This is a genomic window from Mycobacterium sp., from assembly GCF_049647605.1.
Lineage (GTDB): Bacteria > Actinomycetota > Actinomycetes > Mycobacteriales > Mycobacteriaceae > Mycobacterium.
In genome coordinates, this window is the sequence record NZ_JBARXZ010000227.1 from 18,945 (window position 1) to 29,682 (window position 10,738).

A 10,738-nucleotide genomic window follows, 5' to 3' on the forward strand; every position below is an offset into this window, starting at 1 on the left:
CTGATGAGTCGCGGTTCCGATCGATGTGGGAACGGGATGCGTTCCGGTCTGATCGTGTAAACGACCAGTTCAGCGCTTTAATTCCGGTGGCGGTGATTGATCGTCGAATGGCAGGAAGTGTGTGTTCATCCCGTGCCCGGCCGGCCGGATCACAGGTCGGGAAGCGCCGGGAGCCGCATCGACGGCAGTGTGCAGCAACGGCTGACACACTGGGTGGATGCCTGAGGTTGTTGGTTCCCACCCGCAATACGACGTGTTCGCCGACGAGTTTGCCGAGCATGCTCGCAACAATCTGTACAACGCGCTCTACGACCGGCCGGCCTGTCTGGGCCTGCTCGGCGATGTTGCAGACAGAACGGTGCTGGATGCCGGGTGCGGACCGGGCTGGTACGCCGAAGAGCTGGTTGCCCGGGGAGCTCGCGTGATCGGCTTCGATCAGAGCCCTCGAATGGTCGAGCTCAGTGCGCAGCGAGCACCGGCGGGCGAATTCCGGGTTCACGATCTCGCCGCGCCGCTGGACTGGCTGCAGGCGGGGTCGGTGGACCTGGTGCTGCTGGCGCTGGCGCTGGAATACCTGGATGACCGCACCGCGGTGCTGACCGAACTGCGCCGGGTGCTGCGTCCTGGTGGCGCACTGGTGTTGTCGCGGATGCATCCCACCGGGGAGTGGCTGCGCCGCGGCGGCAACTACTTCGAACCGAAGGTGATCGATGAAACCTGGAGTGCCGGTTGGCAGGTGCGGTGGTGGCACTCACCGCTGGAGCAGACCTGCGAGGAGCTGCGCGGCGCCGGATTTCTCATCGAGCGACTCATCGAGCCCCGCCCCGTCGCGGCGGCGGCCGATCTCGACCGCGAGCGATACGACCTGCTGCAGCAATCACCCACCGGATTCCTGGCGATCCGCGCTATCCCTGACCCGCGGAGATGATCACCGGGACGGCAACTTCGTTGCGTCTGCGGAAGGGCAGTGTCCAGGGCGGATCGTAGAACCAGGCAACCGGGTCGCCGTCGGGTTGAAACGGACTGCCGCGCAGTGTATTCAGGAGTTCCTCGGACTTGGCGGCGATGATCTGCGGGCTGCGGTCACCGGTGAACTGCAGTACCGCGCAGGTCTCGCCGGGCACCTCCACCAGCGTCACCAGACCATCGTCGGGCTCGGGGAGCGTGTCCAGCGTCCACTTCGACGGCATGAAGAACCGGATCACCGAATTGCCGTCCCCGACTTGCGCTTGCGCCACCGGGGCTGTCATCGCGATCGTCTCGCTGTGCTGGGCGACCGGCGCCGTCATCGCGATGGTCGTTTTGCGGTGATTGCTGCCGAAGATGTAGCCGGCCAACCGGCGGAAGCCTGCGCTGCGGGCGTCCTGACCCGACCCGGAGACCGCAGTCTGCGCGGCGATGCGCGGCCCGTACCGCCGGATCTCGATATCGTCGAGCATCGCCTCCCGCACGTAGAACGGCTCTTCGGTGCCGACGCGAATCCCGACGATCCCGGCAAGTCCGTCGGCCAACTGGGTGAGCTTGTGCAACATGAAGGGGGGATACCCAGCGCGATGACGCTGTATCAGCAGCAGCGCGGTTTGTTGTGCTCTGCCAGGTGCGCATGCTCGGCGTTGTCGCCGCCGCCGACGGCTGCCAGGAAGGCCTCCAGATCGATCCGATGCCCACCCAGCCAGGTCCCGGTCACCTGCGCCTTCTCCGCGATGTCGGCAGCATCGACGGTGTAGGGATCAGCGGTGAGCTCCACAAAATCGGCGAGCTTGCCGACGGTGATCGACCCGACCAGATGGTCGCGGCGCAGCGTCTTGGCGGCGTTGATGGTTTGCGCCCGCAACGCGTCGTCGAGCGAGATCGCCTGGTCGGCACCGTGCACGGTGCCCGCCCGGGTGCGCCGCGATACCGCGGTGGCCACGTTGATCACCGGCGTCGGCGGCGATACCGACCCGTCATTGTGCAGCGATACACACGCCCCCGACGCGACCGCGTCCGCGAAGGCTGCCCACCGGCTGCCGTGTTCGTGGTCGAACATGTGCCCGTCGAGCAGATCGCCCCAGTAGTAGTACTGGAATGGGGCCATCGAGACGTGCACCCCGAGTGTGGCCGCGCGGTCGAAATGTGCCCGGGTGCCGGCTCCGGCGTGCTCGAGGCGCCAGCGGTGATCCGTGCCGAGCAGGCCGTGCCGCGTCAGTGCGTCCTCATAGGCGTCCAACGCCAGATCCAGGGCCAGGTCGCCGTTGGCGTGAAAAGCCATCTGCCAGCCCGCGGGTGCGGCCGTGTCGAGAATGGCGTCCAACTGCTCACGCGTGTAGTTCATCGACGCCGGGCTGCCCGCGACGGCCGGATCGATCCCGGCTCTGCGCGTCACCTCGGTGTCGAGGTACGGAAACGAAATCGCGATATTGCCGACCCACGGCGAGCCATCGGTCCACAACTTGACGCCGGCCTTGTGCAGCAGCGTGTCTGGAGCGGTGAACACCTCCGGATCGGCGAAGGTGTCGGTGATCGACATCTCCCACATGCTGACCCGCAGGGGACACGAGGGGGCGGCCGCCAGCGCCTCGTAGCCGGAGCGGAACTTCGGGTCATAGGTCATGTCCGAGGTCGAGGTGTACCCACCGCGCGCCATCACGGCGTAATAGCTTGCTGCCGACAACAGTGGATCACCCAGCGCTGCGAGCAGCGGTCCGGTCACCTCGACCACCACCGGCAGCTCGAAGCCCTGCCCGTTGAGGCTGCCGTCGGGGTTGCGGCCGTAACTGGAGGCCACCGGATCGGCAGGAGGGTCGACATCCCAGCCGTTCTGTTTGATCAGCGCGGTGCTGAAGTAGACACCGTGACCGGAGTTGTCGGTGACGACGGCGATGCGGTCGCCGAAGATCTTGTCCAGATCTGGGGCCGTCAACGCCGGATGCTGGTGCAGCAGTGCGTCGAACCCGCTGAACCACAACGGGGTTGCGGGGTCGGACTCGGCGAGCGCCTGGGCGAAGATCGCCTCCACGTCGGCCCAGGCCGGGGCGTCCCACGGTGCGATGGACCGAGCCGGCGGTTGCGTGGCCACGCCGCTGATCAATGGATGTCCGTGTGGCTCCACAAAACCCGGCAACAGGGCGGCGGCCCCGGTGTCGATGATCTCGGCGGCAGGAAGTGCCGCGACACACTCGTCGACGGAGCCGACGGCCACGATGCGTCCGTCGGACACCGCCACGGCGTCCGCCCGGGGACGGTTGCTGTCCATGGTGATGACAGTGGCGGCGGTGAGGATACGGTCAACCATGGGCACAGCGTGTCAGACGATGCGCAGGCCGGGGCGCTGCCGCGCCGTCTGGGTATGGCCGCTCAGGTTCGGCGGCGGCCGTACCGGTCGGCGAGTTTGTCCTCGACGCTCTCCGGCGGGGCCTCGCCGTCGCCGGTAAGGGCGTCCGCTTTCGCTTTGGCTCTGGCGGCCGCCACCTCCTGGTCGCGGCGGCGGGCCTTGACCTCGGCGTAGACGAAGTAGCCGAGACCGATGGGGGTGATGATGCCGAACGCGATCCATTGGATGCCGTAGGACAGGAACGGCCCGGCATCGAGGAACGGAATCGGAATCACCCCGAGGACCCCCGGCTGATCGTCGATCAGCTGCAGATAGGAGCCCGCCAGCGGGGTCCCGGTCAGGGCCGCCAGCTGGGTGGTGTCGATCGCATACACCTGCCGGTGGCCGTCCTGCATGAACGGTTCGCGACCGGCGGGTGCGCGCTCGGAGTCCCGCAGCCGGGCGGTGATGGTCACCGACCCCGCGGGCAACGGGTCCATCTCGGGTGGCCGGGACCCCTGCTCCGGCCGGACATAGCCGCGGTCGACAAGCACCACCGGGCCGTCGTCGACGGCAAACGGCACCAGCACCTCGAAGGCGGGTTCCCCGTCGACAACCCGCAACCGGGCCAGCACCTGCTTGTCCGGCAGGTACCGGCCGGTGGCCGTCACCTCCCGCCATTGCTCGTCGGGTGCCGACGAGTCCTGCTGCGGTAGTAGATCTTCGATCGGTACCGGCGCAGCGTTGAGCGCGGTGTTGATCTGGGCGTTCGAACGGGAGGTCTGGGTGTTCTTACCCAGCTGCCACGGCGCCAGCACCGTGAAACACAGATAGGCGAACGCCCCCACCACCACCGCCAGCGCCAACCACTGCGGTTTGAACACGAACGCCCAACGTCTCATCGCCGGTCAGCTCCCTGCCTGCTCGCCGAGCTGCTCGTCCACCCATGCGTGCAGGCCGGGCAGCGCCGCTGCGATCACGGTGAAGGTCTCCTCGAAATCACCCTGATCGCCGTAGTACGGATCCTCCACATCGAGAGCGTGTGCGGCCGACCGGGGGTCGAAGGACCGCAACATCCGCACCCGGTCGGGTTCGGCGCCGAGTTCGGTGAGCAACCGCATGTGGTTGCGTCCCAGTGCGACCACCATGGCGGCGCCGAGATGGTCGTCGTCGACCTGGGAAGCCACATGCTCGGTGGGATAGCCGTGCTCCCGCAGCACCCGGTTGGCGCGACTGTCGGCGTCATCGCCGACATGCCAGCCTCCGGTGCCGGCACTGCTCACCCGGACCTTGTCGGAGAGCCCGCGCTCCTGGATCTGGTGGGCGAACATCTTCTCCGCCATCGGCGAACGGCAGATGTTGCCGGAACAGACGAAGGTGACGTGCAGCCGATCAGACACCGAGCACCTCCCGCAGGGCGTGGATATCGGAGACGTGGGTGGCGACGAGATCGGAATCGGCGAAATCTGAACGTCCATAGCCCCAGCCCACGACCACGGTGTCGATACCGTGGGTGGCGGCCCCCTCGACGTCGTGGCTGCGGTCACCCACCATCAGCAGTCGCTGTGGCAGCGGTTTCAGCTGCTCGAGTGCATGGGCCACCACGTCGGCCTTCTCCGCCCGGCGGCTGCCGTCAGCGCCGGCGATCACCTCGAAGTACCCGTCGAGGCCGAAGTGTTCCAGGATGCGGCGGGCGCTGATCTCGTTCTTGGAGGTCGCGACGGCCAGCCGCACCCCGCGCCCACGCAGGTCGGTCAACAGCTGCTCGATCCCGTCGAACACGCTGTTCATCAACCAGCCGCGGGAGTTGTAGTCCTCCCGGTAGGCGGCCAGCGCCTCCTCGGCCTGCGCACCGAGACCCATCGAGTGCAGCGTCCTGCGCATCGGCGGACCGACGATCCGGGTGGTGAGGTCCTCGTCGGGGATCGGCGCTCCGATGGCGCGCAGCGCAGTCTGAAAGCTGGCCACGATGCCCTCGGCGGAATCGGTGAGGGTGCCGTCGAGGTCGAACAGCACAAGCTGCGGGTGTTCGGTCTGCAATGCGGAAGGAACTGGTTCTGCCACGTTGCCATTGTCGCCGATGGCACGACCACTACTGTTTCCAGTGTGACTTCGCCTGTGAACCGGACAACCGGTGTCCGCCTCGCCGAGGTCATCGAGGTGCTCGACATCGCGTATCCGCCGCAGCTCGCGGAGTCGTGGGACTCGGTGGGACTGGTGTGTGGAGATCCCGATGAGCCGGTGACGTCGGTGACCGTGGCCGTCGATGCCACCGCCGCAGTGGTCGACAGCGTGCCTGACGGCGGGCTGCTGCTGGCCCACCATCCGCTGCTGCTGCGGGGGGTGGACACGGTGGCGGCCAGCACCCCCAAAGGGGCGCTGATCCACCGATTGGTCCGCACCGGGCGGGCGTTGTTCACCGCCCACACCAACGCCGACTCGGCTGCACCGGGGGTGTCCGACGCGCTCGCCGACCGGCTGGGGCTGGTGGTGCAGGACGTGCTGGCTCCGGTGCCGGCCGGACCCGATCTGGACAAATGGGTGATTTTCGTGCCCGCTGCGAACGCCGAAACGGTCCGCGCCGCGGTGTTCGAGGCCGGAGCGGGCCGGCTCGGCGACTACTCGCAGTGCAGCTGGTCGGTGCCCGGTACCGGACAGTTCCTGCCACACGACGGCGCCGCCCCGGCGATCGGAATGGTGGGCACCGTCGAACGGGTGGCAGAAGACCGCGTGGAGATGATCGCCCCGGCCCGGACCCGGGCCCGGGTGTTGGCCGCGCTGCGCGCCGCCCATCCCTACGAGGAACCGGCATTCGACGTGCTGCCCTTGGCGCCGCTGCCGTCCGGCGTCGGGATCGGGCGCATCGCATCGCTGCCGAAACCGGAGCCGTTGCACACCTTTGTGGCCCGGGTGGCCGGCCGGCTGCCCACCACCACCTGGGGGGTGCGGGCCTCGGGCGATCCTGAACTCATGGTGTCGCGGGTCGCACTGTGCGGTGGGGCAGGCGATTCGCTGCTGGATACGGTCGCCGGGGCCGATGTCCAGGCCTACGTGACCGCCGATCTGCGGCATCACCCAGCCGACGAGCACTGCCGATCATCTGCGGTGGCGCTTGTCGACGTCGCACATTGGGCCAGTGAGCAACCCTGGTGTGATCAGGCGGCTGCCTTGCTGCGCCGCCGTTTCGACGTGCCCGTGCACGTCAGTGAGCTTCGCACCGACCCGTGGAATCTGAGCGAACTGGACGCGAGTCCGATGAGGAAAGAGTCAAAAGAGCAATGAAAGCCGAAGTAGCACAACAGCGTTTGCTTCTGGAGATCGCCGAACTGGATGCCGAGCTGAGCCGTATCGCGCACCGGTCCAAGACGTTGGCCGAGCAGAAACGTTGTGACGAACTGCAGGCGCAACAGCGTGCCGCCCAAGACCGGCTGGCGGTGTTGCAGATTGCGCTCGACGATTTCGACGGGCAGGTCAGTCGTCTCGAATCCGAGATCGACGGGGTGCGGCAACGTGAAGACAAGGACCGGGCACTGCTGGAGTCCGGCAGCGTCAACGCCAAGCAGCTCGCCGAATTGCAGCACGAGCTGGAAACTCTGGAACGACGTCAGGCTTCACTCGAGGACTCCCAGTTGGAAGTGATGGAGCGCCGCGAGGAGATCATCGAGAAGCAGGCCGGTGAGCAGGCCGAGATCGACCGGGTGGGTATCGATCTGGCCGTGGTCTCCGGAGAGCGTGACGCCGCGGTGGCCGAGATCGATCAGAACCGTGCCGTGGCCGGTACCCGACGGGCCGAGCTCGCGGGCAGCCTCGACGCCGATCTGATCGCGCTCTACGAACGGCAGCGCAGCGCCACCGGTCTCGGCGCCGGTCTGCTCCAGGGGCGCCGCTGCGGGGCCTGCCGGATCGAGATCGACCGCGGCCAGTCCGCCCGGCTCACGGCAGCCGCCGATGACGACGTGGTGCAGTGCCCGGAATGTGGCGCTATCTTGTTGCGTTTCAAGGGCTTCGGTCAGTGAAAGTGCTCGTCGAGGCCGACGGTGGCTCGCGTGGCAACCCGGGGCCGGCGGGATTCGGTGCCGTGGTGTTCTCGGCGGACCGGTCCTCGGTGCTGGCCGAGAGCAAAGAGGCGATCGGCCGCGCCACCAACAACGTCGCCGAATATCGGGGGCTGATCGCCGGTTTGACGGCGGCCGCCGACCTCGGCGCCTCCGAGGTGGCGGTGTCGATGGACTCGAAACTGGTGGTCGAGCAGATGTCGGGCCGGTGGAAGGTCAAGAACGCCGACCTTGCGGTGCTGCATCAGCAGGCGCGTGCCCTGGCAACACGTTTCGGCCGGATCACCTATTCCTGGATTCCGCGCAATCAGAACAGCCATGCCGACCGGCTGGCCAACGAGGCGATGGACGCGGCGGCGGGCATCGCCCCGGTTGCGGATCCGCCTGCGGAGGCCAAGACGGTTGCGGCGCCGACAAATCCCGCCGGATGGACCGGGGCGCTCGGGGAACCCACCCGAATGCTGTTGCTGCGGCACGGTCAGACCGAACTGTCGGTGGAGCGGCGTTACTCCGGTCGAGGTAATCCGCCGTTGACCGAATTGGGCCGCCAGCAGGCCGAGGCCGCCGCGGCGTATCTGGCCGGCCGAGGCGGCATCGCGGCGGTGATCACCTCGCCGCTGCAACGGGCCTATGACACCGCGGCGGCTGCGGCCAAAGTCCTGGGCCTCGACGTCGTCGTCGATGACGACCTGATCGAAACCGACTTCGGCCGTTGGGAGGGAATGACATTCGCCGAGGCTTCGGGCTTCGATCCCGATCTGCACAGCCGCTGGCTCAGCGACACCGGGGTCGACCCGCCCGGCGGCGAGAGCTTCGACACGGTGCGTGCCCGGGTGCGCCGGGCCCGGAACCGGATCATCGGGGAACACGGCGGATCCACCGTCTTGGTGGTCTCCCACGTCACGCCGATCAAGACGCTGCTGCGCATGGCGCTGGATGCGGGTCCGAACCTGTTGTACCGCCTGCACCTGGATCTGGCCTCGCTGTCGATCGCCGAGTTCTACCCCGACGGGGGAGCCTCGGTCCGGTTGGTCAACCAGACGGCCTACCTGGACAACCGGCCCAGCCTCGGCTAGACGTGCAGGTGCAACCGCTCGCCCTGGGCGCCGAAGATCATGATGGCCTCCACCGGCCCGTCGGCCGCACCGAACCAGTGCGGCGTCCAGGTGGTGAATTCCACAACCTCACCGGGCTCGATCAGGAAGTCACGGTCGCCGAGGATCAGCCGCATCGTGCCGGACAGCACATACATCCAGTCCTGACCCTCGTGAACGGGTAACTCCTCGGGCGGAGTATTCCGCTTGGGGTCGACCCGGATCTTGAACGCGTGCAGGCCGCCTGCGGGACCGTGCCGGGTCAGCGGCCAGAAGGTCACGTCGTTGTTGGTGTGCGAGGCGCCGCGGACCCGGGGATCCGGTTGCTCGGGTTCACGCAGCAGGTCGTCGGTGCTGACCGACAGCGCGGCGGCGAGCCGGGGGAGATGGTCCAGCGCCAGCCGACGCTTCCCGGATTCCAGACGGCTGAGCGTCGAGACGTCGATCTGGGCCCGGGTGGCCACGTCGTCGAGTGTCAGCCCTTGGCGCACCCGCAGATCGCGTAACCGGCGCCGCACCAGGGCGTCGACGTCCGGGATGTCCTTGCCGGGCGATGGTTTTGCCTGCATGGCAAACCAGCTTGGCAGTTTGGCCGAGACTCTGCAAGCTGGTGTCATGAACATTGACTGTGTGATCGTCGGCGGTGGAGCTGCCGGCTTGAGTGCCGCGTTGGTGCTGGGCCGGGCCCGTCGTCGAGTTCTGTTGGTGGACAACGGACAACAGAGCAACAACGCTGCGCACGGAATCGGGGGATTGCTCGGCCACGACGGTCGGCCACCCGCGGAGTTGTACGCCGCCGGCCGCGCGGAGTTGGCGGCATACCCGACGGTGGAGGTGCGGGACGGAACCGTCGTGAACGCGGAGCGCAGCGGGGACGGCTTTGTCGTGGAACTCGCCGACGGCACGTCGATACCCGCGCGGCGGATCCTGCTGGCCGCCGGCATGGAGTACCGGCCGACGCCCCTGGCGGGTGCGGCCGAACTCTGGGGTGGCTCGGTGTTCCACTGCCCGTTCTGCCACGGGTGGGAGGTCCGCGATCAGCCGCTGGCGGTCTGCGCCAACGGCGATCGTGCGGTGCACACCGCACTGCTGCTGCGAGGGTGGAGCGACGATGTGGTGGTGTTGACCGACGGCCCGGCAGAGTTGGCCACCGACCAGCGGGCATTGCTGGACGCGGCGGGAATCGGTGTGGACGAGCGTCCCATCGCCGAGCTCGCCAGTGCCGACGGTGCCCTGACCGAGGTGGTGTTCGAAGACGGTGGCCGACTGCCGCGCGGCGGCATGTTGGTAGCGGCCAGCCTCCATCAGCGGTCCGCGCTGGCCGAACGACTCGGTGTGGCGTTTGCGCCGCCCGGGCCGGTGGCCGTGGATGCGATCCTGGTCGACGCGTTCTGCCGGACCACCGTGCCCGGGGTTTTTGCGGCCGGGGATGCCAGTGTGCAGATGCCGCAGGTGGCTGCCGCAGTGGCGTCGGGCTCGCTGGCCGGTGTCGCCGTGATGCAGAGCTTGATGGCTGACGACTTCGGTCTGCCGATCCCCGGAGTGGAGGTCAGTAGTGTCGGGAAGTCTTGAAACCCAACAGATGTGGAACACGCTCTACCGGGAGTCGCCGCGTCGGTGGAGCGGCCGCGTCAACATCCGGCTGGTCGAGGTGGCCACCCAATTGACGCCGGGCCGGGCGCTGGACCTGGGCTGCGGCGAAGGCGCCGACGCAATCTGGCTGGCGGCACGCGACTGGCAGGTGGTGGCTGTCGACATCTCCGACGAGGCACTGCGGCGGGCCGCCGAAGACGCCGGCGAACTGGTCTCACGAATCGATTTCCAGCACCACGATCTGACGCGGAGCTTTCCGGAGGGGCAGTTCGATCTGGTGTCTGCGCAGTTCCTGCAATCGCCGCTGTCCTGGGACCGGTACGCGCTGCTACGCCAGGCCGCCGGATCCGTCGCGGCCGGCGGGTTGTTCCTGCTGGTCGATCACGGCTCGGGACCGCCGTCGTCGGCGCACCGGCACCAGGGCATGGACTTCCCGGCGCCGCAGGAAGTACTCGACGGGATGGCGCTGCCGGACTCGCAGTGGCAGCTGGTGCGGGCCGAGTCGGTGGATCGGGAGGTGGTGGGACCCGACGGCGTCCCGGCCGTGATCCTCGACAACGTGATCCTGCTGCGGCGACACGGCTAGATGTACTGACCACGGACGTTAGGTACGGCGTGGCGTGGTGACATGAAGAAGACCTCCGAGTGGAGTGCGAGCTGTCTAGGAACGCTCACCGATCTCGGAGGTCTTCGTGTCCCACCGT

The 10,738-nt window shown here is 67.7% G+C and carries 12 protein-coding genes; 6 read left to right on the forward strand and 6 right to left on the reverse strand.

Annotated elements, in window-relative coordinates; all coding sequences use genetic code 11:
- The first annotated feature begins 217 nt into the window (after positions 1-217).
- Positions 218-928, forward strand: coding sequence for a class I SAM-dependent methyltransferase (locus WBB07_RS27715; protein ID WP_526312652.1), 711 nt, complete (start codon positions 218-220; stop codon positions 926-928).
- Here the strand turns inward: WBB07_RS27715 and WBB07_RS27720 are convergent.
- The 5 genes from WBB07_RS27720 to WBB07_RS27740 all read right to left on the reverse strand — a co-directional run bounded on the left by WBB07_RS27720 (position 906) and on the right by WBB07_RS27740 (position 5,356).
- A complete protein-coding gene (locus WBB07_RS27720; protein ID WP_526312654.1) occupies positions 906-1,532 on the reverse strand; it encodes a heme-binding protein in 627 nt (208 codons plus the stop codon). The genes WBB07_RS27715 and WBB07_RS27720 overlap by 23 nt on opposite strands.
- Positions 1,533-1,564: 32 nt before the next feature.
- Positions 1,565-3,274 carry an amidohydrolase gene (locus WBB07_RS27725; RefSeq protein ID WP_526312656.1) on the reverse strand — a complete coding sequence of 570 codons (1,710 nt, stop codon included), beginning with the start codon at positions 3,272-3,274 and terminating at the stop codon, positions 1,565-1,567.
- A gap of 62 nt (positions 3,275-3,336) precedes the next feature.
- The gene (locus WBB07_RS27730) at positions 3,337-4,194 is read right to left on the reverse strand and encodes an SURF1 family cytochrome oxidase biogenesis protein (RefSeq protein WP_526312658.1); all 858 of its coding nucleotides are present in this window, start codon (positions 4,192-4,194) and stop codon (positions 3,337-3,339) included.
- Positions 4,195-4,200: 6 nt separating this feature from the next.
- The gene (locus WBB07_RS27735; protein ID WP_526312660.1) at positions 4,201-4,692 is read right to left on the reverse strand and encodes a low molecular weight protein-tyrosine-phosphatase; all 492 of its coding nucleotides are present in this window, start codon (positions 4,690-4,692) and stop codon (positions 4,201-4,203) included.
- Entirely contained in the window at positions 4,685-5,356 is a 672-nt protein-coding gene (locus WBB07_RS27740; protein ID WP_526312662.1) for an HAD-IA family hydrolase, read from the reverse strand. The genes WBB07_RS27735 and WBB07_RS27740 overlap by 8 nt, the downstream gene beginning before the upstream one ends.
- 54 nt (positions 5,357-5,410) lie before the next feature.
- On the opposite strand from WBB07_RS27740, the gene WBB07_RS27745 reads away from it, so the two are divergent.
- From WBB07_RS27745 to WBB07_RS27755, 3 genes are read left to right on the forward strand one after another with little or no spacing between them, the layout of a single operon-like run.
- Positions 5,411-6,574: a Nif3-like dinuclear metal center hexameric protein gene (locus WBB07_RS27745; RefSeq protein ID WP_526312674.1), complete on the forward strand. Its 1,164-nt coding sequence runs from the start codon at positions 5,411-5,413 to the stop codon at positions 6,572-6,574.
- A complete protein-coding gene (locus WBB07_RS27750; RefSeq protein ID WP_526312664.1) occupies positions 6,571-7,308 on the forward strand; it encodes a zinc ribbon domain-containing protein in 738 nt (245 codons plus the stop codon). Before WBB07_RS27745 ends, WBB07_RS27750 begins: the two co-directional genes overlap by 4 nt.
- Positions 7,305-8,423: a bifunctional RNase H/acid phosphatase gene (locus WBB07_RS27755; RefSeq protein WP_526312666.1), complete on the forward strand. Its 1,119-nt coding sequence runs from the start codon at positions 7,305-7,307 to the stop codon at positions 8,421-8,423. The genes WBB07_RS27750 and WBB07_RS27755 overlap by 4 nt, the downstream gene beginning before the upstream one ends.
- On the opposite strand, the gene WBB07_RS27760 is transcribed toward WBB07_RS27755, so the two are convergent.
- A complete protein-coding gene (locus WBB07_RS27760) occupies positions 8,420-9,010 on the reverse strand; it encodes a helix-turn-helix domain-containing protein (protein WP_526312668.1) in 591 nt (196 codons plus the stop codon). The two genes, WBB07_RS27755 and WBB07_RS27760, sit on opposite strands and share 4 nt — an antisense overlap.
- Before the next feature lie 46 nt (positions 9,011-9,056).
- On the opposite strand from WBB07_RS27760, the gene WBB07_RS27765 reads away from it, so the two are divergent.
- Together WBB07_RS27765 and WBB07_RS27770 are read left to right on the forward strand one after the other, a co-directional pair.
- Complete coding sequence (locus WBB07_RS27765) at positions 9,057-10,013, forward strand: NAD(P)/FAD-dependent oxidoreductase (RefSeq protein ID WP_526312670.1); 957 nt, start codon at positions 9,057-9,059, stop codon at positions 10,011-10,013.
- 10 nt (positions 10,014-10,023) lie between these two features.
- Positions 10,024-10,620 (forward strand): class I SAM-dependent methyltransferase, encoded by a 597-nt coding sequence (locus WBB07_RS27770; protein WP_526312676.1) that lies wholly within the window; start codon positions 10,024-10,026, stop codon positions 10,618-10,620.
- Positions 10,621-10,738 lie beyond the last annotated feature (118 nt).

Coding starts and splice junctions, on each gene's coding strand:
- WBB07_RS27715 (WP_526312652.1), top strand. CDS start 218: ATGCCTGAGGTTGTTGGTTCCCACCCGCAATACGACGTGTTCGCCGAC.
- WBB07_RS27720 (WP_526312654.1), bottom strand. CDS start 1,532: ATGTTGCACAAGCTCACCCAGTTGGCCGACGGACTTGCCGGGATCGTC.
- WBB07_RS27725 (WP_526312656.1), bottom strand. CDS start 3,274: ATGGTTGACCGTATCCTCACCGCCGCCACTGTCATCACCATGGACAGC.
- WBB07_RS27730 (WP_526312658.1), bottom strand. CDS start 4,194: ATGAGACGTTGGGCGTTCGTGTTCAAACCGCAGTGGTTGGCGCTGGCG.
- WBB07_RS27750 (WP_526312664.1), top strand. CDS start 6,571: ATGAAAGCCGAAGTAGCACAACAGCGTTTGCTTCTGGAGATCGCCGAA.
- WBB07_RS27760 (WP_526312668.1), bottom strand. CDS start 9,010: ATGCAGGCAAAACCATCGCCCGGCAAGGACATCCCGGACGTCGACGCC.
- WBB07_RS27765 (WP_526312670.1), top strand. CDS start 9,057: ATGAACATTGACTGTGTGATCGTCGGCGGTGGAGCTGCCGGCTTGAGT.
- WBB07_RS27770 (WP_526312676.1), top strand. CDS start 10,024: ATGTGGAACACGCTCTACCGGGAGTCGCCGCGTCGGTGGAGCGGCCGC.